The organism is Streptomyces sp. RK9 (assembly GCF_045070545.1).
Taxonomy (GTDB): domain Bacteria; phylum Actinomycetota; class Actinomycetes; order Streptomycetales; family Streptomycetaceae; genus Streptomyces; species Streptomyces alboflavus.
The window spans coordinates 1,646,588-1,668,414 of record NZ_CP173703.1 but is presented as its reverse complement, the minus strand read 5'-3'; the positions used below and the strand labels follow the sequence as shown (position 1 = coordinate 1,668,414).

Sequence of the window (21,827 nt, the reverse complement as noted above, 5' to 3'; positions counted from 1 at the left end):
GATCATGAAATGACCGTGCCCGAGCCCCGCACCGCCCCGGCCGTGCTCCTGCCCGATCCCCGCACCGCCCCCGACACCGTGACCCCGGTGACCCCAGCGACCCCGGCGCCCCTGCCTGTGCCCCGCCCCTGCACCCTCGTCGTCTGCCGTGGCTGCTGCTGCGGCGACCCGGGCAAGCACCCCGGCACCGACCACGTGGGCCAGTTGGCGCGGCTGCGGGCGGCGGCGGACGCGTCCGAGGGCCGGTTCGCGGTGCGCACCAGCGACTGCCTCGGCCCCTGCGGCCAGGCCAACATCGTGGTCGTCCAGCCCTCCCGCACGGGCCGCGCGCACGGCGGCCGCCCGGCCTGGGTGGGCTTCGCCCTGGACGACGCGTCCCTCGACGACATCCTCACCTGGGCCGAGGCGGGCGGCCCCGGCCTCGCGGACCCGCCGGACGCCCTGACCCTGCAACTGGTCGACCCCCGGCAGGTCTAGGCGCGGCCGAGCACCTGGTCCAGGAAGCCGTTGAGGTTGCGGACCGTGCGGTGGTTCTGCTCCTCGGGCGTGAGGCTCTCGTCGAAGCGGCGGGCCAGGGCCGACGTCTTCTTTCCGCGTACGTAGAGGGAGCAGGCCAGGTCCGCGCAGACGTACAGGCCGACCGAGTTGCCCTGGCGGCCCGCCTCGCCCGCGCGGGGCGCGACGAGCAGTGCGATGCCCGAACCGGCCTGCGGCGTCACGCACACCGAGCAGATGCTGGACTTCAGCAGGGAGCGGCGGGCCCCCGTGGAGGCGCGCAGGGCGATGCCGACCAGCTCCTCGTCCCGCTCGGCGACGACATAGCCGCGGTCCGGCGCCTTGGGGTCGCGCCAGCCCAGGAAGTCCAGGTCGGACCAGGGCGTCTCGGCGAAGCCCGCGGGCAGGGTGAGACGCCGGGCCTCGCCCTTCGAGCAGTTCACGAACGACGCACGGATTTCTTTGTCACCAAGGGCACGCATGGTCCGGAAGGTATCAATCCGAACGAACGGCCGTCTTGTCCTTTTTCCCGGTCAGGGCCCTGTTGGCCAGTTCAGTATGTCGACTTGTCGGCTGACGTCGTGGCCGGTGTCCGCGCCGCTCGGAACGGGATGTTCCGGCGCGGCCCGAACCCCAGCCCCGTTCCGGAGCCCGCGGTGACCTCACGGGCCGACCTCGATCACGACCTTGCCGAGCGCGTGGCCGGTCTCCACCGCGCGCAGGCCCTCGCCCGCCCGCTCCAGCGGGTACGTCGCCGTGATGTGCGGCCGGAGCACACCGGCGGCGGCGAGTTCGGCCACCGCGTCGAGCGTGGCGGCGTCCCGCGCCCGGGCCACGGCGGAGCCGCCGAGCTCGACCACGATCTGCTTGCCGCCCGCCGTGATCAGCTTCGTGCGGTCGGCCACCACCTCCGCGACCGTCCGCAGGTGCTCACCGCCGACCAGGTCGAAGACGCCGTCGACGCCGTCCGGGGCCGCGGCACGGATCCGCTCCACCAGGTCGGGACCCGGAGCCACATGGACCGCGCCCAGGGACTCGACGACGTCCTTCTTGGCCTCGCTCGCCGTACCGACGACGCGCAGCCCCAGATGGCGGGCGAGGCGCACCGCGTTCCCGCCCACGCCGCCCCCGGCGCCGGTGACCAGGAGCGTCGCCCCGGCGGGCAGTGCGAGCTGCCGCACGCCGTCGTAGGCGGTGGCCGCGGCGACCGGCAGCGTCGCGGCCTCCGCGAAGGACAGGCCCTCCGGGACGCGTGCGGCGACGGCCACCGGAAGCAGCGTGTGCTCGGCGTACCCGCCGGTGAGCGTGGACCCGAACACCGCGTCCCCCACGGCGAACCCCTCGGCCCCGGGACCGGTCCGCTCCACCACGCCCGCGGCCTCGCTGCCGAGCACCTCGGGCAGTTCGGCGGGGGCCTGCCCCGGCCTGCGGTAGCCGCCGCGCAGCTTGTGGTCGACGGGGTTGACGCCCGCCGCCCGCACCTTGATCAGCAGCTGTCCCGGTCCCGGCTCGGGCGGCTCCCGGTCGATCAGGGCCTCGACCTCGGGACCGCCGTGCCGGGTGAACGCGTACGCCTTGGCCATCTGTCCCTCGCTCCGTTCCGTGCGTCCCGCGCGCCCCGTGGCGCACGTCGACGATCACTGGTGACAAGGCCGGGGGCGGCTCCCGCATTCCTGGCCGGGGGAGAGTTCACGAGCCCGCAACGCGCGCCCGGTCCGCGCGGCGGTGACGTCACTGCGGTCGCGTCCGTCGCGCGGGCCTCCCGGCACCCGCGGTTGGCCCCGGTGTCATCTCGCGGACACAGGCCCGCCTGCCTCTTCCATAAGCCTTGGCCCAGTTGACACACTGCACCCGCTCACGTCCCCCCACATCACGCGAGGTCATATCCCCATGCCTGAACTCAACCGGCGCCGCTTCCTGCAACTGGCCGGCGGCACCGCCGCCTTCGCCGCGCTGAACGAGAGCATCGCCCGCGCGGCCTCGCTGCCCGCGAGGCGCCGCACCGGCACCATCGAGGACGTCGAGCACGTCGTGGTGCTCATGCAGGAGAACCGTTCCTTCGACCACTATTTCGGGACGATGAAGGGCGTACGCGGCTTCGGCGACCCGCGCCCCGTGACGCTGCCCGGCGGCAAGCCGGTCTGGCACCAGAAGGGCGGCGGCAAGGAGGTCCTGCCCTTCCACCCGGACGCGGACAACCTCGGCATGCAGTTCATCGCGGGCCTCGACCACGACTGGGCCGGCGGCCACAAGGCGTTCAACAACGGCGCGTACGACCAGTGGATCCCGGCGAAGTCCGAGCGGACCATGGCGTACCTGAAACGGGACGACATCCCCTTCCACTACGCGCTCGCCGACGCCTTCACGATCTGCGACGACTACCACTGCTCGTTCATCGGGGCCACCGACCCCAACCGCTACTACATGCTGACGGGCCACGTCGGCAACGACGGCAAGGGCGGCGGACCGGTCCTCGGCAACCAGGAGCTGGGCTACGACTGGACGACGTACGCCGAGCGCCTGGAGCAGGCGGGCGTGTCCTGGAAGGTCTACCAGGACATCGGCGACGGCCTGGACGCCGCGGGCAAGTGGGGCTGGATCGACGACGCCTACCGCGGCAACTACGGCGACAACTCGCTCCTGTACTTCAACAAGTACCGCAACGCCAAGCCCGGCGACCCGCTCTACGACAAGGCCCGCACCGGCACCGACGCCAAGGCGGGCGACGGCTACTTCGACATCCTGAAGGCCGACGTCAAGGCGGACCGGCTGCCGCAGGTGTCCTACATCGCCGCGCCCGAGGCGTTCTGCGAGCACCCGAACTGGCCGGTGAACTACGGCGCCTGGTACATCGCGCAGATCCTGGACGCGCTCACCTCCAACCCGGCGGTGTGGGGGAAGACGGCACTGTTCCTCACGTACGACGAGAACGACGGCTACTTCGACCACATCGTGCCGCCGTACGTCCCCTCGTCGGCGAACCAGGGCCTGTCGACGGTCGACACCGCACTGGACCACTTCCCGGGCAACGCCTCCTACGCGGCCGGGCACTACGGCCTCGGGCAGCGCGTCCCGATGCTCGTGATCTCGCCGTGGAGCACCGGCGGGTTCGTGAACTCCGAGGTCTTCGACCACACGTCGATCATCCGGTTCATGGAGAAGCGCTTCGGCGTCGAGGAGCCCAACATCTCGCCGTGGCGCCGCGCGATCTGCGGCGACCTCACCTCCGCCTTCGACTTCGGCGGCAAGGACACCGACCCGGCGGAGCTGCCCGACACGGCCGCCTACGAGCCGCCGGACCACGAGCGCCACCCCGACTACTTCCCCAAGCCGCCCGCGAGCCCCGCGCTGCCCAAGCAGGAGCGCGGCGCGCGGCCCGCGCGTGCGCTGCCCTACGCCCCGCTGGTGGACGGCCGCGCGGACACGGCCGCCGGGAAGTTCACCCTCACCTTCGGCGGGGGCGACCAGGCGGGCGTCTGCTTCCACGTGCGCTCCGGCAACCGCACCGACGGGCCCTGGACGTACACCACGGGCGCGGGCAGGACGGTCTCCGACACCTGGAACTCGGCGTACTCCGGCGGCAGCCACGACCTGAGCGTGTTCGGCCCGAACGGCTTCCTGCGCACCTTCAAGGGCCCGGGCAAGACCGCGGGCCCCGAGGTCACCGCCCGCCACGACAAGGCGACCGGCAACATCAAGCTGACGCTGACCAACGCGGGCGCCGCCGACTGCAACCTGACGGTGACCAACGCCTACGGCGGCGGCAAGCAGACCTTCAAGGTCAAGCCGGGCGCCACCGTCGAGCACACCGTGGACCTGCGCGCCGGCAAGCGCTGGTACGACCTCACCGTCGTGTCCGACACCTCCGCGGGCTTCCTGCGGCGCCTCGCCGGACACGTCGAGAACGGGCAGGCGGGCGTCAGCGACCCGGCGATCGCCACGGTCTGAGGCACACGCACGGGGCGGCCGCCGCCCCGGGGCTCCCCGCTCCGGGACGGCGGCCCCGCCGTCGCGCGTCCCGAAAAATAGGTGAACGCCCTGCTCGGAGCGGCGTTAGCATGCGGGAGCATGACGGACACCCCACGCCCGCAGGGCGCCCCGGAGAAGCCCGTCCTCGACGGTCTCGAGGAGAAGTGGTCCAGGCGCTGGGACGAGTCGGGTGTATACGCCTTCGACGCGGAGCACGCGCGCACGGCACCCCGGGACGAGCTGTTCGCCATCGACACCCCGCCGCCCACGGTCAGCGGCTCCCTGCACGTCGGGCACGTCTTCTCGTACACGCACACCGACACCGTCGCCCGCTACCAGCGCATGCGCGGCAAGAACGTCTTCTACCCCATGGGCTGGGACGACAACGGCCTGCCCACCGAGCGCCGCGTCCAGCACCACTACGGCGTCCGCTGCGACCCCGCGCTGCCCCACGACCCGGACTTCACCCCGCCCGCGGCGCCCGGCAAGCGACAGATCCCGGTCTCCCGGGAGAACTTCATCGAGCTGTGCGAACGCCTCACCGCGCGGGACGAGCAGGCCTTCGAGGACCTGTGGCGCCGCCTCGGCCTGTCCGTCGACTGGTCGCGCACCTACCGGACCATCGGCGCCGAGGCGCGCGCCACCTCGCAGCGGGCCTTCCTCGCCGACCTCGCCCGCGGTGACGCGTACCTCGCGGAGGCCCCCACCCTGTGGGACGTCACCTTCCGCACGGCGGTCGCCCAGGCCGAACTTGAGGACCGGGAGCGGCCCGGCGCGTACCACCGGATCGCCTTCCGCCCCGCCGACGGCAGCGCGGTCCCGGTCGAGACGACCCGCCCCGAACTGCTCCCCGCGTGCGTCGCCCTCGTGGCGCACCCCGACGACGAGCGCTACCGCCACCTCGTCGGCACGACCGTCCGCACCCCGCTCTTCGACGTCGAGGTCCCCGTCCTCGCCCACCGCCTCGCGGCGCCCGAGAAGGGCACGGGCATCGCCATGGTCTGCACGTTCGGCGACACCACCGACGTCGTCTGGTGGCGTGAACTGCGCCTGGCCACCCGGCCGGTGATCGGCTGGGACGGCCGCTTCCGCGCCGATCCGCCGAGCGGGATCGACGCGCCGGACGCCGTCGCCGCGTACGCCGAACTGGCGGGCGCCACCGCCCACACCGCCCGCGAACGCGTCGTCGCGCTGCTGCGCGAGCGCGGCGAGCTGCACGGCGAACCCCGGCCCGTCACGCACGCGGTGAAGTTCTTCGAGAAGGGCGACAAGCCCCTGGAGATCGTCACCACCCGCCAGTGGTACGTCCGCAACGGCGGCCGCGACGAGGGGCGCAGGGCCGAACTCCGCGCGCGGGGGCGGGAGCTGGTCTGGCACCCGCCGCACATGCGCGTGCGCTACGACCATTGGGTGGACGGACTCAACGGCGACTGGCTGATCAGCCGTCAGCGCTTCTTCGGAGTCCCCATCCCGCTCTGGTATCCCCTCGACGCCGACGCCGCGCCGGACCACACCCGTCCGATCGTCCCCGACCCGGCCACCCTGCCCGTCGACCCCAGCGCGCAGACCCCGCCCGGCCACGACCCCGCCCAGCGCGACAAGCCGCACGGGTTCACCGGCGACCCCGACGTCATGGACACGTGGGCGACCTCCTCGCTCACCCCGCAGATCGCCGCGCGGCAGCTCGCCGACCCGGACCTGTTCGCCCGCCTCTTCCCGATGGACCTGCGCCCGCAGGCCCACGAGATCATCCGCACCTGGCTGTTCGCCACGGTCCTGCGCGCCCACACCGGACACCGGGCGCTGCCCTGGCGGCACACGGCGATCTCCGGGTGGATCCTCGACCCCGACCGCAAGAAGATGTCGAAGTCGAAGGGCAACGCCGTCACCCCCGACGACCTGCTGCGCACGCACGGCTCGGACGCCGTGCGGCACTGGGCGGCGAGCGGCAGGCCCGGCACCGACACCGCCTTCGACACCGGCCAGATGAAGATCGGCCGGCGGCTCGCGACGAAGCTCCTGAACGTCGGCAAGTTCGTCCTCGGCTTCGAGGCGAGCGGCGCGCCCGTGCGCGAACCGCTGGACCGGGCGCTGCTCGCCGACCTCGCCGCCACCGTCGAGGAGGCGACGGCCGCCTTCGACGACTTCGACTACACCCGCGCCCTGAGCTGCACGGAGACGTTCTTCTGGCGCTTCTGCGACGACTACGTGGAGCTGGTCAAGGCCCGCGCCTACGGCGACCACGGCGAGACGGCCGCCCGCGACTCGGCCCGCGAGACCCTGCGGACGGCCCTGGACACGGTGCTGCGTCTCTTCGCCCCGATCCTGCCGTTCGTCACCGAGGAGGTCTGGTCCTGGTACGCGCCGGGGTCGGTGCACCGGGCCGCGTGGCCGTCGGCGGCGACGCCGGACGGGGAGGAGAGTGATCCGGACGGGAGCGTGCTCGCGACCGCCGCCGAGGTCATCGCCGGGGTGCGCAAGGCCAAGTCCCTCGCCAGGCTCTCGATGCGGGCCGAGATCGCGACGGTCGTCGTGCGCGGACCGCAGGACGTGCTCGACCGGTTCGCGCTCGCCGCGGCGGACGTGCGGGCGGCGGGACGCGTCGGCGAGGTCGTCCTCGAAGTGGCGGACGGGGCGCTGGCGGTGGAGGTGCTCCGATAGGGCCGAGGCTGTCGTGGCGGAGGTGCCGAACGGGGGTCCGCCGTCGTCGCGGTGCGGGTGCCGGTGGCCGTTGCGGAAGCGCGGCCACCGCTCCGGCCTGCGGAAAGTCCGCTCCCGGGGCTGGCGGCGGCCGGGGTGGTTCGGGGTAGTGTGCCCGGGTGACAACGCATTCGAACACTCCTGCAGGCTGGTACCCGGACCCCCAGGGCGCCTCCCAGCTCCTCCGCTGGTGGGACGGCTCCCAGTGGACCGACCACACGAACCAGGCCCCGCAGGACGCGACGGCCCAGGCGGCCGCGCAGGGCCAGCAGGTCCCGCAGCAGCCGGGCCAGGCGGCCCAGTTCAGCAAGGCCCCCGCGCAGGCCGCCCCCGCCGCCCCGGCGGCCGACCCGGCCCGCGTCCAGCGCCAGGTGCAGCAGCAGGCCGGCGTGCACCCCACGTCGCAGGGCGGCGGCACGCTGTTCACCGAGCCGGTCCTGGTGGTGAACCAGAAGGCCAAGCTCATCGAGCTGACGAACGAGTACAGCGTCATGGACCAGTCGGGCAACCAGCTCGGCTCGGTGGTCCAGGTCGGCCAGAGCACCATCAAGAAGGTCGCCCGCTTCGTCTCCAGCATCGACCAGTTCATGACGCACAAGCTGGAGATCCGGGACGCCCACGGCACCCCGCAGCTGCTCATGACCCGGCCGCGGAAGTTCATGAAGTCGCGGGTCGTCGTCGAGCGCCCCGACGGCCAGGTCGTCGGTGAGATCGTCCAGCAGAACGTCATCGGCAAGATCAACTTCGCGATGAACGTCAACGGCCAGCAGGTCGGCGCGATCAAGGCGGAGAACTGGCGCGCCTGGAACTTCTCGATCGTCGACCAGTCGGACAACGAGGTCGCCCGGATCACCAAGACCTGGGAAGGCCTCGCCAAGACGATGTTCACCACTGCGGACAACTACGTCCTGCAGATCCACTACCAGCTCCCGGACCCGCTCCTGAGCCTGGTCGTGGCGACGGCCCTGACCGTCGACACCGCGCTCAAGCAGGACTCGCGCGGCCTCGGCTGAGACACGGCCTCCGGGCCTACGGGTACGCGGGCCGCACGGCACGTACGACGACGCAGCGACCGCTCCCCGACGAGGGTGCCCCCGGTGTGGGGCCGCTCGCCGCGGGGCGGTCGCTGCGTCGTACGTCCTCGTCGCGCGTCCCTGGTCTACGTCCGCAGCGGGGCCGCCGGTTCGGGCTGGAGCGGGATCGAGGGCAGGTAGTCGGCCGTCGCGTCCGGCGGGGGGACGGGGCCCGGCGCGGGGACGGGTCCCGGCGTGCGGACGGCTGCCGGTTCGCGTGCCTGCTCCGGCTCGCGCGCGGCGGCGGTCTGCGGGGACCGGGTGAGGACCACGACGCCGTACGCGGCGATCAGCGCCCCCGCCACGGCGAGGAGCACCCCGCTCGCGCCGCCCCGCAGCCGCTCGCCGAGCAGGGCGATGCCGATGGCCGCGGCGGCGACGGGGTTGGCCAGGGTCACGACGGCGAGGGGCGCGCCGAGGCCGCCGCGGTACGCCGTCTGCGAGAGGAAGAGCCCGCCCACCGCGAACGCGGCGACGAGCAGCGCCACCACCACGACCTGCGCGTCGAGCACCGGCCCCGAGCGGTCCGTGGCCGCGACCGTCACCGTCTGCGTGAGCGCGGACGCGACACCGGAGGCGAAGCCGGACGCGGTCGCGTGCCGCAGTCCGGGGCGGGTGCCGGGCCGGGAGAGCAGCCCGACGACGGCCATCGTCACCCCGGCGACCGCCACGGCCTCCGGCAGCGACAGCGTGTCGTCGGGCTCGGGGCCGGACGCGGTGAGCAGCAGGACACCCAGGCCGATCAGGGTCAGACCGGTGCCGCGCCACTCCGGCGGGGAGACCCGCCGCCCGGCAAGGCGCGCCCCCAGCGGCATGGCGGCGACCAGCGTGAGCGCGCCGAGCGGCTGCACGAGGGTGAGCGGACCGAACTTCAGCGCCGCGACGTGCAGCAGCGCCGCCGACGCGTTCAGCCCGACCGACGCCCACCACGCGCCACTGCCCAGGAGCCGCACGACCCGGCCGCCCGTGTCCGCCATGCGTGCGGCCAGGCGCTGCTGTGCGACGGCGGCGGTGGCGTAGGCGGCGGCGGAGACGAGGGAGAGCAGGACGGCGAGCACGGTGGCGCTCATCGGTCGGCTCCGGAGGGCACGGGGGAGGAGGCCGCGGTGGCGGAGGGCGAGGCGGCCGCGGCGACCAGTTCACGCGCGGGGAGCGCGGGCTCCGCGCGTGGCGCCGGTGTCCCCGCGGGCGTCGCCGTCGGGCCGGACCTGCGCACGACCCGGGACCGGACCGGGCGCGGCGGCCGGATCACGGCCAGCGCGACGCCGAGCAGCGCGGTCGCCGCGAGGGCGTCGAGCCAGTAGTGGTTGGCGGTGCCGACGATGACGAGCAGCGTGAGCAGCGGATGCAGCAGCCACAGCCGGCGCCACCGCGAGCTGGTCGCGACGATCAGGCCGACGGCCACCATCAGCGCCCACCCGAAGTGCAGCGACGGCATGGCGGCGAACTGGTTGGCCATCGAGTCGGTCGAGGGCTCGGCCGCGTACACCGAGGGCCCGTACTTCTGCGCCGTGTCCACGAGGTGTGCCGCGTCCAGGAGGCGCGGCGGCGCGAGCGGGAAGGCCAGGTGCAGCGCGAGCGCGGCCGCCGTGAGCGCGGCAAGGATCCGCCGGGCCCAGACGTAGTGCCGGGGGCGGCGCACGTACAGCCACACCAGGAACAGCAGCGTCGCCGGGAAATGCACGGTCGCGTAGTAGGTGTTCGCGACGTGGACAAGGCTGTCGCCGCTCAGCAGGAGGTTCTGCACGGAAGCCTCGTCCGGCAGGCGCAGGAAGCGCTCGGCGTCCCAGACGCGGTGGGCGTTGCGGAACGCCTCGGCGGTATGGCCGTTGGCGAGCTGCCTGCCGAATTTGTAGACGAGGAAGAGTCCGACGACGAGGAGCAGCTCGCGCGCGAGCGGCGGCCGGGCAGGGGTGTCCGGTCGCCCGGAGGCTATCTCCGGCTCCTGTTCTGCAGGCTCGGTGCGGGAATCCATCCGCCGGCCCCTTTGCATGACGACTGGGTGGTGCGGTGATGAGTGAGTCCCTGTCGTTCCACTCATCGATACGCCAGTGTACCGATACGGGAGCGTACCGGTACACTGGCGTATCGGTAGGGTCCGCAGGAAGCGAACCGAGCGGGCCGCCGCACCGAGGAGACAAGAGATGACGCCGCGGGAACGGATCGAGGAGCACCTCTGCGAGCAGGTCGCGCTGTCGCGCCGCTCCAAGATCACACCCGAGCGCGAGCAGGAGTTCTACGACGCGGTCCTCGACCAGCTCCGCGAGTGCGGCTACGAGGCCGTGACCATGGAGGGCGTCGCCGCGCGGACCCGCTGCAGCAAGTCCACGCTGTACCGCCAGTGGAAGACGAAGCCCCAGTTCGTGGCCGCCGCGCTGCGCGCCAACCGCTGTGTGCGCTTCGCGGGCATCGACACCGGCTCGCTCGCCGGTGACCTGCGCGCGGCGGCACGCGCGGCCGCCACCTGGGCCGGGCGCGACACCATGATCGTGCAGGCGCTCAGCCACGCGGTCCTGCAGGACGAGGACCTTCAGCACGCGCTGCGCGAGGCGCTGGTGGAGCCGGAGGTGGAGGCCGTCGACGGCTTCGTGCGGCGGGCCGTGGAGCGCGGGGAGATCGCCGCGGGCCACCCTGCGGCGGAGTTCGTCACGGTCCAGCTCTTCGGCGTGCTGCGGGCCCGGCCGCTGGTGGAGGGCAAGGACGCGGACGAGCACTATCTGGAGCGGTTCGTGGAGGCGGTGCTCCTGCCGGTCCTCGGGCTGAGCGAGGGCCACGGCCGCCCGGCCGCGGGGAAGACCCCGGCCGCCTCCGCCGGGGAGGACCCGGCCACCTGAACGTGGGCCCGGTCCGCAGGATGACCGGACGGGGCCCGCAGAGCGCCGCACCGTGGGGACGGGGGCGGCGCGCGACAAGAAGCCGGGCGTACCGACCATGATCGGTACGCCCGGCTTCTTGTCCGTGGGCCGCCCGTCAGACCTGCTGGCCGTCGCCTCCGCCGCCCCCGCCGCGGAACTCCTTGATGCCCTTGGTGATCTCGTCCATGGACGACACCGAGGGAGCGTCGTCGGTGTCGTCGATGCCGAAGCGGACGATCACCATCGTCATGTCGTCGGTGGGCGACTTGAACGCGAGCGACTGCACATAGCCGTCCGGGCCCTTGCGGTTCACGGCCTTCCAGCGGACCAGATAGCCCTTCTGCCCGGCCACGGTCACCGACTTCGACGCGAGCTCCTTGTGGGACACCAGCTTGCCGCCGTAGATCTTGCCGCCGTACGACTCCTCGGCGTTCTTCTCGATGTCCGCCTTCGCCGCCGCCTCGGGGCTGGACTTCTTGATCTTGAAGCTGGAGGCGGGGGCGGAGAACGCGCCGCCACGCACGCACACCCGCGCGACGTCGCCGGGGCACGCGTACTTGCCCTTGGTGACCCCCGCGCCCAGGTTGCCGGACTTCCCTTCCCAACCGTCCGGCACCGGCAGGCTGATGCCGCTCGCCCCGTCGGAGGCGAAGCCCTCCTCGGGCTGCGGGGCGCCGTCGGAGGGACCGGGCGACGCGGAGTCCTCGGGCTTCTCGGGGCCCTCGTCGTCGCCCTTGCCGGGCTTCGAAGGGCCCGAGGACGCCGGGGGCTTGGCGTTGTCGTCGCCGTCATCGTCGTCGCCCGCGGTCAGCGCGTACACGCCACCGACGATGCCCGCGAGCACCGCGACGGCGACGCCGATGACGACGGCCGTGCGCGCCGGGCGCCGGGGCGCCGGCGGCGGCTGCTGGGGGAAGGCGGGGGAGCCGCCCGGCGCGCGGACGTGCTCCGTCCACATGTTCCCGTCCCACCATCTCTCGGACGGCGGGGCACCAGGTATCTGCCCGGGGTCGGGATACCAGCCCGGGGGAGTCGCGTGCGTCATGGGCGTCAGGGTATGAGCAGCGCCTGAAAGTCGGATGAGAGGGGTCGGCGGAAATCGGCCAAGTGGGGCCGGAGCGGGGCTCAGTGACCGTCGACGACGAGCCGCGTCGGCGCCTGCGCGCCGCCGAGGAGACCCTCCGGCCACCGGCCCGCACGCCCCGGGGTGATCGAGCCGAGCACGCTCGGGTGCCGGGCGCCGGTGCTCGCCGCGACGGTGCCGGGCAGTCCGTGCGCCGTCAGGAAACCGAGCACCGCGAACGCGTACGCCTCCTTCGCCGCCGACGCGAGCCCCAGTTCGTCAGAGCCGCGCACCGGCACGCCGGGCCCCAACTCGGCCCTGACCGCCGCCATCAGCGTGGGATTGCGGATCCCGCCGCCCGACGCCACCACCTCGCTCGCCTTCGCCGCGCGCACCGCGTCGGCGACCGTCACCGCCGTGAGCCGGGTGAGCGTCGCGACGACGTCCTCGGGGGCGAGCTCCTCGTACCCGGCGAGGGTCCGGCGCAGATAGTCCGCGTGGAAGAGCTCCTTGCCCGTCGTCTTCGGGGCGGGCAGCGCGTAGTACGGCTCGGCGAGCAGCCGGGCGAGCAGGTCCTCGTGCACGGTGCCGCGCGCGGCGATCCCGCCGTCGCGGTCGTACGTCAGGCCCCGCTCGCGGCCCTGGGGCGTCCACTCGCGGACCGCCGCGTCGATCAGGGCGTTGGCCGGGCCGGTGTCGAAGGCCGTGCCGTCCGGGGCGGTGATGTTGGCGATGCCGCCGAGGTTCAGGGCGACGGGGGTGCCGGGGCGGCCGCGCAGCCACATCCGGTCCACGAGGCTGACGAGCGGCGCGCCCTGACCGCCGGCCGCGACGTCCCGCGGCCGGAAGTCGGCGACCACCGGAAGGCCCGTGGCCTCCGCGATCCACGCGGCCTGCCCGATCTGCAGCGTGCCGCGCACCTGCCCCTCGTCCACCCAGTGGAAGACGGTCTGCCCGTGCGAGGCGACCAACTCGGCACGGCCCCCGCACAGTTCGCGGTCCGCCTCGGTGGCGGCTGCGGCGAAGGCCTGGCCGATGCGGGTGTCGAGGCGGCACACGTCGGCGAGGGTGGTGGCCGCCGGGGGCAGCGCGGCGGTCAGCGCCGCGCGCAGCTCGTCGTCGTACGCGCGGCTGATCAGGCCCAGCGGTGTCAGTCGGAGGCTCTCGCCGTCGAGGGTGAGGTCGACGGCACCGGCGTCGATGGCGTCGTGGGAGGTGCCGGACATCAGGCCGATCACTCGCATGGGTCTCTGTCTCTCACTGGCGGGTGGGGTGCGCCGGAGGCGGCGCTAGGGTGCTCTTCCCCCGCGGGCCCGGAGTTAAAGGTGCTGTGGGGCGGGGCCCTGGGGCTGCCGTGTCCGTCCTGGCGCGGAAATGCGTTTCGCCGTGTCCGGGCGGCGGCTGGGGTGCGGGGCGCGATCACCGTGAGGAGTCTGGGTATGCCCGGTCGTTCCCGCACGCGTTGACCTTGTCGCCGTGAGGCCTGTCATCGCGTGCTGCCCCTCGATACGCGGCACAGCGAGCCCTTCTCCGCCTGTACTCCGTGATCCTTGGGGCGCCCGTGCCTGCGTCGACCTCCGCCACCGGGTCCGATCCCGCGCCCACCGGCCCGGCGGACGCTTCCCGGGGGGTACGGGTACGGGGCGGACACCCCCGCACGCCTCACCCACCCGTCACCACCCGCTCCCGCCACCTCCCCACGCCGCCCCAAGCCCCCCGCAGGGCCCGCGCCTTGAGGAGCCACAGGGACAGGTCGTACTCGGCCGTGTACCCCAGGGCACCGTGCAGTTGCAGCGCCGCCCGCGCGGCGCCGTACGCCGCCTCCCCGGTGGCCACCTTGGCCGCCGCCAGGTCCACCCGGGCGGCCGGCCGGTCGCCGTCCCGCAGCGACACCGCAGCGCCGAACACCAGCGGCCGCGCGAACTCCAGCCCCACCAGCACATCCGCGAGGCGGTGCTTGACGGCCTGGAACGAGCCCACCGGCACACCGAACTGCGTCCGCTCCCGCACGTACGCCACCGTCCGGTCGAGCAGGGCGTACCCGACCCCCAGGCTCTGCGCCGCCGTCGCGAGGGCCGCCCAGTCGAGCGCCCGTCCGGCCGCGTCGGCCGCCGCGTCCCCGGACGCCACCACCTCCCCGCCCGCGAGGAGCCGGGCGAGCCGCCGCGCCGGATCGAGGGACGCGCGCGGTTCCGCGTGGCCGGGTGCGAGCCGGACCTCCCCGTCCCCGGCGGCGAGCAGCACCGCCGAGGCGTCCGCGTCCAGTGCGTACGGCCCGGCGCCGGGGAGCGTCAGCGTCGCGCTCGCCCCGCCGCCGACCAGCGTGGGCAGCGACCGCTTGGCGGGCTCCGGTATCCCCAGCTCGGCGAGGCGCGCCAGGAGCGCCACCGCCGCGACCGTCTCGACCAGCGGTCCGGGCACCGCGTGCCGCCCCAACTCCACGAACGCGACGGCCGTTTCGACGGGCAGCGGCCCCACGCCCCCGTGCGCCTCCGGTGCCGCGAGGGCGAACACCCCTGCCGCACCGAGCCGTTGCCGGAGGGCGAAGCCCGCCGCGTGCTCCCCGGCGGCCCAGGAGCGCGCGGCCGCCGGGGTGTCCGCCGCCGTCAGCATGCCGTCCAGCGAACGGGCGAAGTCCCGCTGCTCGGCGTCCAGGAGGAACCGCATCACCGGCGTCCCTTCGGCAGGCCGAGCAGCCGCTCGGCGATGATGTCGCGCTGGATCTCGTTGGTGCCCGCGTAGATCGGCCCGGCGAGCGCGAAGACATAGCCCTCGGTCCAGTCGGCCGGGGGCGCCCCCCTCAACTCCCCCTCCACCCCCAGCAGATCCAGCGCCGTCTCGTGCACCCCGATGTCGTACTCCGACCAGAACACCTTGTTCAGGCTCGACTCCGCGCCGATCGCCTCACCGGCCGCGAACCGGGAGGCGTTGGCCCAGGTGAACAGCTGGTACGCGCGGGCGCCGATCACCGCGTCGGCCACCCGGTCGCGCAGTGCCGTGCCGGCCGGGTCGCCGTGCGCGCGCCAGTCGCGCAGCAGCCGGTCGGCCGTCGCCAGGAAGCGGCCCGGTGAGCGCAGCGTCAGGCCGCGCTCCTCGCCCGTCGTCGCCATCGCGATCCGCCAGCCCTGGCCCGGCTCACCGATCACGTCCTCGTCGGGCACGAACACGTCGTCCAGGAACAGCTCGGCGAACGCGGGCTTGCCGTCGATGCGGCCGATGGGGCGCACGGTCACGCCCGCCGCGTCGAGCGGGAACATCAGATACGTCAGACCGCGGTGCGGCCGGTCCGCGGCCGGGTCGCTGCGGAACAGGCCGAAGGCGCGGTCGGCGAACGCGGCCCGGGACGACCAGGTCTTCTGGCCGTTCAGGACCCAACCGCCGGGCGCCCGGCGGGCGGTGGAGCGCAGCGAGGCCAGGTCCGAACCCGCCTCCGGCTCCGACCAGGCCTGCGCCCAGATCACCTCGCCGCGCGCCATCGGGGGCAGCACCCGCGCGCGCTGCTCCGGCGTGCCGAAGTCGAAGAGGGTGGGCGCGAGCAGGCTGATGCCGTTCTGGGAGACCCGGCCCGGGGCGCCCGCCGCGTAGTACTCCTCCTCGAACACCAGCCACTCGACGATCCCGGCGCCCCGCCCGCCGTACTCCTCGGGCCACGACACCACCGACCAGCGGTCCGCGGCCAGCTCGCCCTCCCAGGCGCGGTGGGCCGCGAAGCCCTCTTCGGTCTCCAGGGAGGGCAGCGGGCCCGCGGGCACGCGCGCGGCGAGCCAGGCCCGCGCCTCCTGCCTGAACTCCTCCTGCGCCGCGCTGAATTCGAGGTCCATCCCTGGTCCGCCTCCCGCTCGGGCACCTTCCCTAACAAGTGTTTGGTAGATTATCGTGAGGGGCAGACAATCGTCGAGGGCCGGTGCGGCCGAGGGGGTGTCAGGGGATGTCGGGTGGGGGCATGGCAGTGGTTCCTTATGTGTCCGGGCACGGCCTGCTCGACGGCCGCACGGCCGTCGTCACGGCGGCGGCCGGAGCGGGCATAGGCGGCGCCACCGCCCGCCGCTTTCTGGAGGAGGGCGCGCGCGTCGTCCTCGGTGACGCGCACGCGCGCCGCACCAAGGAGACGGTCGAGCGGCTCGCCGACGAGTTCGGCGCCGAGCGCGTGCACGGCACCCCGTGCGACGTGACGGACGAAGCCCAGGTGCGGGCGCTTTTCGACCTGGCGGAGCGGCAGCACGGCCGCCTCGACATCGTCGTGAACAACGCGGGCCTCGGTGGCACGGCCGAGCTCATCGACATGACCGACGAGCAGTGGGACCAGGTCATCGACGTCACACTGAACGGCACGTTCCGCTGCACCAGAGCCGCCCTGCGCCGCCTGCGGGCCACCGGATCCGGGGGCGTCGTCGTGAACAACGCCTCGGTCCTCGGCTGGCGCGCCCAGCCGGGCCAGGCGCACTACGCGGCCGCGAAGGCCGGGGTCATGGCCCTCACCCGCTGCGCCGCCCTCGAAGCCGCGCCCCACGGCATCCGGATCAACGCCGTCGCCCCGAGCCTCGCCCTGCACCCGCACCTCGCGAAGGTCACCTCCGCCGAGCTGCTCGACGAGCTGACCGCGCGCGAGGCCTTCGGCCGCCCCGCCGAGCCCTGGGAGATAGCCAACGTCATCGTCTTCCTCGCCAGCGGCTACTCCTCGTACATGACGGGCGAGACGGTGTCGGTCAGCAGCCAGCACGCCTAGGCGGAGAATGACCGTGTGCCGAAAAAGAAGCAGTCCAGCGACACCAGCACCAGCGACACCAGCACCAGTGAGAAGCCGACCAGTGAGAAGCCGACCGGCGCCGAGAAGGCCGCCGGTGGCAGGAAGAAGTCCCCGGTGACCCCCTCGCCCGAGCGCCGCGGCGAGCTGCTCAGGATCGCCGCGGACGTCTTCGCCGAACAGGGCTACAACGCCACCACCGTCCGCAAGATCGCGGACGCCGCGGGCATGCTCGCGGGCAGTCTCTACTACCACTTCGACTCCAAGGAGTCGATGCTCGAAGAGATCCTGCGGACGTTCCTGACCGAGCTGTGGGACGGGTACGACAGCGTGCTCTCCGCGCCCCTCGGCCCCCGCGAGACCCTGGAAGCCCTCGTCACCGAGTCCTTCCGGGAGATCGACCGGCACCGCTCCGCCGTCGCGATCTACCAGAAGGAGTCCAAGCACCTGGTCACCCAGACCCGGTTCGAGTACCTGGTCGAGTCCCAGCAGCGGTTCGAGAAGGCCTGGCTGACGACGCTCGAGCGCGGCGTCACCGACGGCGTCTTCCGCGCCGACCTGGACATCCGCCTGGCCTACCGCTTCGTGCGCGACACCGTCTGGGTCGCCGCGTCCTGGTACCGCCCCGGCGGAGGCCACAGCCCCGACGAGATCGCCCGCCAGTACCTGTCGATGGTCCTGGACGGCATCTCCGTACGCACCTGAGACCGCGCACGCACTCGACGGACCGCGTACGCGCCCGAGACCGCGCCGTCACCGCACGGCGCCAGACCGCGAGGAGTACGCAGCCATGGCCGAGGCCTACATCGTCGAGGCGGTCCGCACCCCCGTCGGCAAGCGCGGCGGCGGCCTCGCCGCCGTGCACCCCGCCGACCTGGGCGCCCACGTCCTCAAGGCGCTCATCGAGCGCTGCGGCGTCGACCCGGCAGCCGTGGACGACGTCGTCTTCGGCTGCCTGGACGCCGTCGGACCGCAGGCCGGGGACATCGCCCGCACCAGCTGGCTGGCGGCCGGACTGCCCGAGGAAGTGCCCGGCGTGACCGTCGACCGGCAGTGCGGATCCTCGCAGCAGGCCCTGCACTTCGCGGCCCAGGGCGTCCTCTCCGGCACCCAGGACCTCGTCGTCGCGGGCGGCACGCAGAACATGTCCATGGTCCCCATCGCCTTCGCCTCCCGGCAGGCCGCCGAGCCGCTCGGCCTGACCGAAGGACCCTTCGCGGGCAGCGAGGGCTGGCGCGCCCGCTATGGAGACCGGCCCGTCAACCAGTTCCACGGCGCCGAGCAGATAGCCCGGAAATGGGGCATCTCCCGCACGGACATGGAGGAGTTCGCGCTCGGCTCCCACCGGCGGGCCCTGCGCGCCGTCGACGAGGGCCGCTTCGGCCGCGAAGTCGTCCCCCTCGCGGGCGTCACCGCCGACGAGGGCCCGCGCCGCGACACGACAGCCGAGAAGATGGCGTCCCTCAAGCCCGTCATGGACGGCGGCAGCATCACCGCCGCCTGCTCCTCCCAGGTCTCCGACGGCGCCGCCGCCCTGCTCATCGCCGGCGAACAGGCCGTCCGCGACCACGGGTTGACGCCCCGGGCACGCGTCCACCACCTCTCCGTGCGCGGCGAGGACCCCATCCGGATGCTCTCCGCCCCCATCCCCGCCACGGCACACGCCCTGAAGAAGACCGGCCTGACCCTCGACGACATCGACCTCGTCGAGATCAACGAAGCCTTCGCGCCCGTCGTCCTCGCCTGGCTGAAGGAGACCGGCGCCGACCCCGCCCGCGTCAACGTCAACGGCGGCGCCATCGCCCTCGGTCACCCCCTCGGTGCCACCGGCGCCCGCCTGATGACGACCCTCCTGCACGAACTGGAGCGCACCGGCGGCCGGTTCGGCCTCCAGACCATGTGCGAAGGAGGCGGGCAGGCCAACGTCACAGTGATCGAACGACTGTGAAGACCCCCCGCCCGGCCGCCCGTCCGTCCCGGCGCGACCGCGCCGCGCCCCGGCCGCGAAAGCCCGGCGGCCTGGCATATGACCGTCTGTCACCCATGCGGGAGTAGCTGCACGGACCGTGCTCCGCGCGAGCCCCGACCCGGCTAGGCTCGACTTCTGTACGTCGATTGAGCGACCCCGGGAGGTAGCGCGATGACGCAGGGACGGCCCGGAGGTGGTGGCGCCTGGGCCCCGCTGTGGGAGCGCGACGCGGAACTCGCCGCAGCCGAGGGCGCGGTGTCCGCGCTGTGCTCCGACCTGACGACCGAAGGCGGCCTGCTCGTCTACAGCGGCGAGGCCGGCATCGGCAAGACCGCGCTGTTGTCCGAGGTGCGCCGCATCGCCCAGGGCCGCGCCACGGTGCTCGCGGCCCGCGGCGGCGAGACCGTGGCCGAGGTCCCCTTCAACGTCGTACGGCAACTCCTGCAACCCGTCCTCGTCCAGCTCAGCCCCGAAGAGGGCCGCGAGTACCTGGGCGACTGGTACGAGATCGCCGGACCCGCCCTCGGCATCACCGAGCCGGGCGACGGCCGCCCCGACCCGCAGGCCGTCTGCGACGGCCTCGTCGACGTGGTCGCCCGCCTCTCGCGGCTGTACTGGCCACTGGTCCTGATCATCGACGACGCGCACTGGGCCGACCAGGAGACGCTGCGCTGGCTCGCCGCGTTCGCCGAGCGCCTCGACGACCTGCCCGCCCTGGTCGTGGTCGCCCACCGGCCCGGCGAGGCCACCGGCGAGGGCGCCCGCCACCTCGCCCGGATCGGCGCGACGGCCCTGCCCACCACCATGCTGCGCGCCCTCACCCCGGACGCCACGGCGGGCCTCACCCGCGCCACCCTCGGCGAGCACGCCGACGCCCCGTTCTGCCGCGAGGTCTGGGCCGTCACCGGCGGCAACCCGTACGAGTCCGTGGAACTGCTCGCCAAGGTGCAGGACAGCGAGCTGGAACCGGTCGAGAGCTCCGCCGCCGAACTGCGCGACCTCAACCGCTCCGCACGCGGCCGCGGCCTCGTCGCCCGTCTGGAGGACCTCGGCACCGACGTGACCCGGTTCGCCTGGGCCGCCGCGATCCTCGGCCCCGCGAGCTCCACCGAACTCGCCGCGTCGCTCGCCGGGATGCCCCACGACGACGCCGCCCGGTGCGCCGAGCGCCTGCGCGCAGCCCGCATCGTGACCAGCGGCGACGCCGGCCTGGAATTCGTGCACCCGCTGATCGCCACGGCCGTCTACGAATCGATCCCGAACGCCACCCGTACCGCGATGCACGGCCGCGCCGCCTGGGCCGTCACCCGCTCCGGGCGCGGCGCCGCAGCGGCCTCCCGGCACCTCCTCGAAGTCCACCCGGACGACGACCCGGAACTGGTCCAGCACCTGCGCGACGCCGCCACCGAACACCTCGCGGTCGGCGCGCCCGACGCGGCCCGCCGCTGTCTGGAGCGGGCCCTGCGCGAGCCGCCCCGGCCCGACGTGCACGCCCACGTGCTCTACGAACTCGGCTGCGCCACGCTGCTCACCTCACCCGTCACCACCATCGGGCACCTGCGCGAGGCCCTGGCGATGGCGGGACTCGGCCAGCAGCTGCGCGTCGACGCCGTGTGCAGGCTCTCCCAGGCACTGGTGCACAACGACCAGCTCGGCGAAGGCCTGCGCGTCATCGACGAGGAGGCAGCGCGCCTCCCGGACGGCTCCGCCCGGCTGCGGCTCCAGGCCGTGCACTACATGTGGGAGGGCATCCACGCGGGCGAGGAGGACTCACCGGGACGCTCCCGGCGCCTCGCCGCGCTCGCGGGACCGCTGACCGGCCGGGACAACGCCGAGCGCGCCCTGCTCATCCTGCGCGCCTTCGACGCCATGACACGCGGCGAGAACGCCGAAGAGGTCGTCGAGCTGTGCGACCGCGCCCTCGTCAACGGGCGGCTCGCGCCCGGGCTCGGCTGGACCGACACCGAGTGGAGCTTCGAGCTGCGCCTGATGCTGGGCGGCTCCTACGCCTTCGCGGACCGGCTCGACCGCGCGGAGAGCCTGTTCACGGAGGCCGTCAAGGCGTACGAGACCGCGGGCTGGAGCGGCGGTCACCTCGCGCTCGCGCACGCCTTCCTCGGCTATGTGCACCGCAGGCGCGGACGGCTCAGGGACGCCGAGAAGTCGCTGCGCGAGAGCCTGCGGCTCGCCGACCGCGTGGGCCAGGGCGGACTCCCCATGCACTGGGAGGCCGCCAGCATGCTCATCGACACCCTGCTCGCCCGCGGCCACGCCCTGGAGGCGAAGGCCGTCGCCGACCGCTACGGCTTCGCGCCGCCGTCCGCCTCCACGATCTACGTCCCCGACGCCATGTCCGTCCGCGGTCGGCTCCTTCTCGCGCTCGGCCACACCGAGGAGGGCCTGAACGAACTGGAGGCCACCGCGAAGGCGTTGACCGCCCGCGGCCAGTACAACACCGTGCTCGCGCCCTGGGCGTACGATCTCGCCCGCGCGCTCGCCACCGAGGACCCGCGGCGTGCGGGCGACCTCGTCGCGGACGCGCGCGTGCAGGCCGAGCGGTTCGGCACGGACACCGCGATCGGTGAGGCGGTCCGGTGTGCGGCGTCCCTGGAGACGGGGTCGCGGGCCGTCGCCCTGTACGCCAAGGCCGCGACGTATCTGGAGGCCTCGCCCTGCCAGTACGAGCACGCCGTGGCCCGGGTCGAGTACGGGATCGCCTCGGGCGCCGTGGAGGAACTCGAGCGGGGGCTCGCGCTTGCTCGGGCCTGCGGGGCGGATGGGCTTGCCGCCCTGGCCGAGCGGGAGTTGGCCGGGGTGCCGTAGGCGCCGGGCGTGGGGTCGGGTGGGCCGTGGTCCCGCCGGTCGTGTCCTGGACGTCGTCCGGGGCGAGATCGCGGGGGCTGCCGCCCCCGGACCCCCGCATCGGCCTGAACGGCATCGTCCTCAAACGCCGGACGGG

The 21,827-nt window shown here is 73.7% G+C and carries 17 protein-coding genes; 9 read left to right on the top strand and 8 right to left on the bottom strand.

Annotated elements, in window-relative coordinates; genetic code table 11:
* Positions 1–9: 9 nt before the first annotated feature.
* Complete coding sequence (locus tag AB6L24_RS06480) at positions 10–477, top strand: (2Fe-2S) ferredoxin domain-containing protein (RefSeq protein WP_405653078.1); 468 nt, start codon at positions 10–12, stop codon at positions 475–477.
* Here AB6L24_RS06480 and AB6L24_RS06475 read toward each other — a convergent pair.
* Together AB6L24_RS06475 and AB6L24_RS06470 are read right to left on the bottom strand one after the other, a co-directional pair.
* Positions 474–977 (bottom strand): FBP domain-containing protein, encoded by a 504-nt coding sequence (locus AB6L24_RS06475; RefSeq protein ID WP_405653076.1) that lies wholly within the window; start codon positions 975–977, stop codon positions 474–476. The two genes, AB6L24_RS06480 and AB6L24_RS06475, sit on opposite strands and share 4 nt — an antisense overlap.
* A 180-nt stretch (positions 978–1,157) precedes the next feature.
* A complete protein-coding gene (locus tag AB6L24_RS06470) occupies positions 1,158–2,078 on the bottom strand; it encodes an NADP-dependent oxidoreductase (RefSeq protein ID WP_405653073.1) in 921 nt (306 codons plus the stop codon).
* Between the two features lie 307 nt (positions 2,079–2,385).
* On the opposite strand from AB6L24_RS06470, the gene AB6L24_RS06465 reads away from it, so the two are divergent.
* The 3 genes from AB6L24_RS06465 (at position 2,386) to AB6L24_RS06455 (ending at position 8,177) form a co-directional block, all read left to right on the top strand.
* Complete coding sequence (locus AB6L24_RS06465) at positions 2,386–4,443, top strand: phosphocholine-specific phospholipase C (protein WP_405653070.1); 2,058 nt, start codon at positions 2,386–2,388, stop codon at positions 4,441–4,443.
* A 120-nt stretch (positions 4,444–4,563) separates the two neighbouring features.
* Positions 4,564–7,125, top strand: a complete 2,562-nt coding sequence (valS, locus tag AB6L24_RS06460) for a valine--tRNA ligase (protein ID WP_405653067.1) — start codon at positions 4,564–4,566, stop codon at positions 7,123–7,125.
* 158 nt (positions 7,126–7,283) lie between these two features.
* Positions 7,284–8,177 carry a phospholipid scramblase-related protein gene (locus AB6L24_RS06455; protein ID WP_405653064.1) on the top strand — a complete coding sequence of 298 codons (894 nt, stop codon included), beginning with the start codon at positions 7,284–7,286 and terminating at the stop codon, positions 8,175–8,177.
* 146 nt (positions 8,178–8,323) lie between these two features.
* On the opposite strand, the gene AB6L24_RS06450 is transcribed toward AB6L24_RS06455, so the two are convergent.
* Together AB6L24_RS06450 and AB6L24_RS06445 are read right to left on the bottom strand one after the other, a co-directional pair.
* Complete coding sequence (locus tag AB6L24_RS06450) at positions 8,324–9,307, bottom strand: DMT family transporter (protein ID WP_405653062.1); 984 nt, start codon at positions 9,305–9,307, stop codon at positions 8,324–8,326.
* Complete coding sequence (locus tag AB6L24_RS06445) at positions 9,304–10,212, bottom strand: phosphatase PAP2 family protein (protein ID WP_405653059.1); 909 nt, start codon at positions 10,210–10,212, stop codon at positions 9,304–9,306. Before AB6L24_RS06445 ends, AB6L24_RS06450 begins: the two co-directional genes overlap by 4 nt.
* Before the next feature lie 169 nt (positions 10,213–10,381).
* Between AB6L24_RS06445 and AB6L24_RS06440 the strand changes: the two genes are divergently transcribed.
* Positions 10,382–11,071 carry a TetR/AcrR family transcriptional regulator gene (locus AB6L24_RS06440; RefSeq protein ID WP_405653057.1) on the top strand — a complete coding sequence of 230 codons (690 nt, stop codon included), beginning with the start codon at positions 10,382–10,384 and terminating at the stop codon, positions 11,069–11,071.
* A 136-nt stretch (positions 11,072–11,207) separates the two neighbouring features.
* Here the strand turns inward: AB6L24_RS06440 and AB6L24_RS06435 are convergent, their stop codons facing one another.
* The 4 genes from AB6L24_RS06435 to AB6L24_RS06420 form a co-directional block, all read right to left on the bottom strand.
* Positions 11,208–12,137 (bottom strand): DUF2510 domain-containing protein, encoded by a 930-nt coding sequence (locus tag AB6L24_RS06435; RefSeq protein ID WP_405653055.1) that lies wholly within the window; start codon positions 12,135–12,137, stop codon positions 11,208–11,210.
* A gap of 80 nt (positions 12,138–12,217) precedes the next feature.
* The gene (locus tag AB6L24_RS06430) at positions 12,218–13,399 is read right to left on the bottom strand and encodes an anhydro-N-acetylmuramic acid kinase (protein ID WP_405653053.1); all 1,182 of its coding nucleotides are present in this window, start codon (positions 13,397–13,399) and stop codon (positions 12,218–12,220) included.
* A gap of 418 nt (positions 13,400–13,817) precedes the next feature.
* Positions 13,818–14,822 carry an acyl-CoA dehydrogenase family protein gene (locus tag AB6L24_RS06425; RefSeq protein WP_405653051.1) on the bottom strand — a complete coding sequence of 335 codons (1,005 nt, stop codon included), beginning with the start codon at positions 14,820–14,822 and terminating at the stop codon, positions 13,818–13,820.
* Positions 14,822–15,976 carry an acyl-CoA dehydrogenase family protein gene (locus tag AB6L24_RS06420; protein ID WP_405653049.1) on the bottom strand — a complete coding sequence of 385 codons (1,155 nt, stop codon included), beginning with the start codon at positions 15,974–15,976 and terminating at the stop codon, positions 14,822–14,824. The genes AB6L24_RS06425 and AB6L24_RS06420 overlap by 1 nt, the downstream gene beginning before the upstream one ends.
* Positions 15,977–16,098: 122 nt before the next feature.
* On the opposite strand from AB6L24_RS06420, the gene AB6L24_RS06415 reads away from it, so the two are divergent.
* The 4 genes from AB6L24_RS06415 to AB6L24_RS06400 all read left to right on the top strand — a co-directional run bounded on the left by AB6L24_RS06415 (position 16,099) and on the right by AB6L24_RS06400 (position 21,691).
* Complete coding sequence (locus AB6L24_RS06415) at positions 16,099–16,881, top strand: SDR family oxidoreductase (RefSeq protein ID WP_405653047.1); 783 nt, start codon at positions 16,099–16,101, stop codon at positions 16,879–16,881.
* A gap of 135 nt (positions 16,882–17,016) precedes the next feature.
* On the top strand, positions 17,017–17,604 hold the full coding sequence (locus AB6L24_RS06410; RefSeq protein ID WP_030360191.1) for a TetR/AcrR family transcriptional regulator: 588 nt from the start codon (positions 17,017–17,019) through the stop codon (positions 17,602–17,604).
* Between the two features lie 85 nt (positions 17,605–17,689).
* Positions 17,690–18,847, top strand: a complete 1,158-nt coding sequence (locus AB6L24_RS06405) for an acetyl-CoA C-acetyltransferase (RefSeq protein WP_405653045.1) — start codon at positions 17,690–17,692, stop codon at positions 18,845–18,847.
* 192 nt (positions 18,848–19,039) lie between these two features.
* A complete protein-coding gene (locus AB6L24_RS06400) occupies positions 19,040–21,691 on the top strand; it encodes an ATP-binding protein (protein WP_405653042.1) in 2,652 nt (883 codons plus the stop codon).
* Positions 21,692–21,827 lie beyond the last annotated feature (136 nt).

Excerpts from the sequence above, each read along its gene's own strand:
- AB6L24_RS06480 (WP_405653078.1), top strand. The coding sequence starts at position 10 with ATGACCGTGCCCGAGCCCCGCACCGCCCCGGCCGTGCTCCTGCCCGAT.
- AB6L24_RS06475 (WP_405653076.1), bottom strand. The coding sequence starts at position 977 with ATGCGTGCCCTTGGTGACAAAGAAATCCGTGCGTCGTTCGTGAACTGC.
- AB6L24_RS06470 (WP_405653073.1), bottom strand. The coding sequence starts at position 2,078 with ATGGCCAAGGCGTACGCGTTCACCCGGCACGGCGGTCCCGAGGTCGAG.
- AB6L24_RS06465 (WP_405653070.1), top strand. The coding sequence starts at position 2,386 with ATGCCTGAACTCAACCGGCGCCGCTTCCTGCAACTGGCCGGCGGCACC.
- valS (WP_405653067.1), top strand. The coding sequence starts at position 4,564 with ATGACGGACACCCCACGCCCGCAGGGCGCCCCGGAGAAGCCCGTCCTC.
- AB6L24_RS06450 (WP_405653062.1), bottom strand. The coding sequence starts at position 9,307 with ATGAGCGCCACCGTGCTCGCCGTCCTGCTCTCCCTCGTCTCCGCCGCC.
- AB6L24_RS06445 (WP_405653059.1), bottom strand. The coding sequence starts at position 10,212 with ATGGATTCCCGCACCGAGCCTGCAGAACAGGAGCCGGAGATAGCCTCC.
- AB6L24_RS06440 (WP_405653057.1), top strand. The coding sequence starts at position 10,382 with ATGACGCCGCGGGAACGGATCGAGGAGCACCTCTGCGAGCAGGTCGCG.
- AB6L24_RS06435 (WP_405653055.1), bottom strand. The coding sequence starts at position 12,137 with ATGACGCACGCGACTCCCCCGGGCTGGTATCCCGACCCCGGGCAGATA.
- AB6L24_RS06430 (WP_405653053.1), bottom strand. The coding sequence starts at position 13,399 with ATGCGAGTGATCGGCCTGATGTCCGGCACCTCCCACGACGCCATCGAC.
- AB6L24_RS06425 (WP_405653051.1), bottom strand. The coding sequence starts at position 14,822 with ATGCGGTTCCTCCTGGACGCCGAGCAGCGGGACTTCGCCCGTTCGCTG.
- AB6L24_RS06420 (WP_405653049.1), bottom strand. The coding sequence starts at position 15,976 with ATGGACCTCGAATTCAGCGCGGCGCAGGAGGAGTTCAGGCAGGAGGCG.
- AB6L24_RS06415 (WP_405653047.1), top strand. The coding sequence starts at position 16,099 with ATGGCAGTGGTTCCTTATGTGTCCGGGCACGGCCTGCTCGACGGCCGC.
- AB6L24_RS06405 (WP_405653045.1), top strand. The coding sequence starts at position 17,690 with ATGGCCGAGGCCTACATCGTCGAGGCGGTCCGCACCCCCGTCGGCAAG.
- AB6L24_RS06400 (WP_405653042.1), top strand. The coding sequence starts at position 19,040 with ATGACGCAGGGACGGCCCGGAGGTGGTGGCGCCTGGGCCCCGCTGTGG.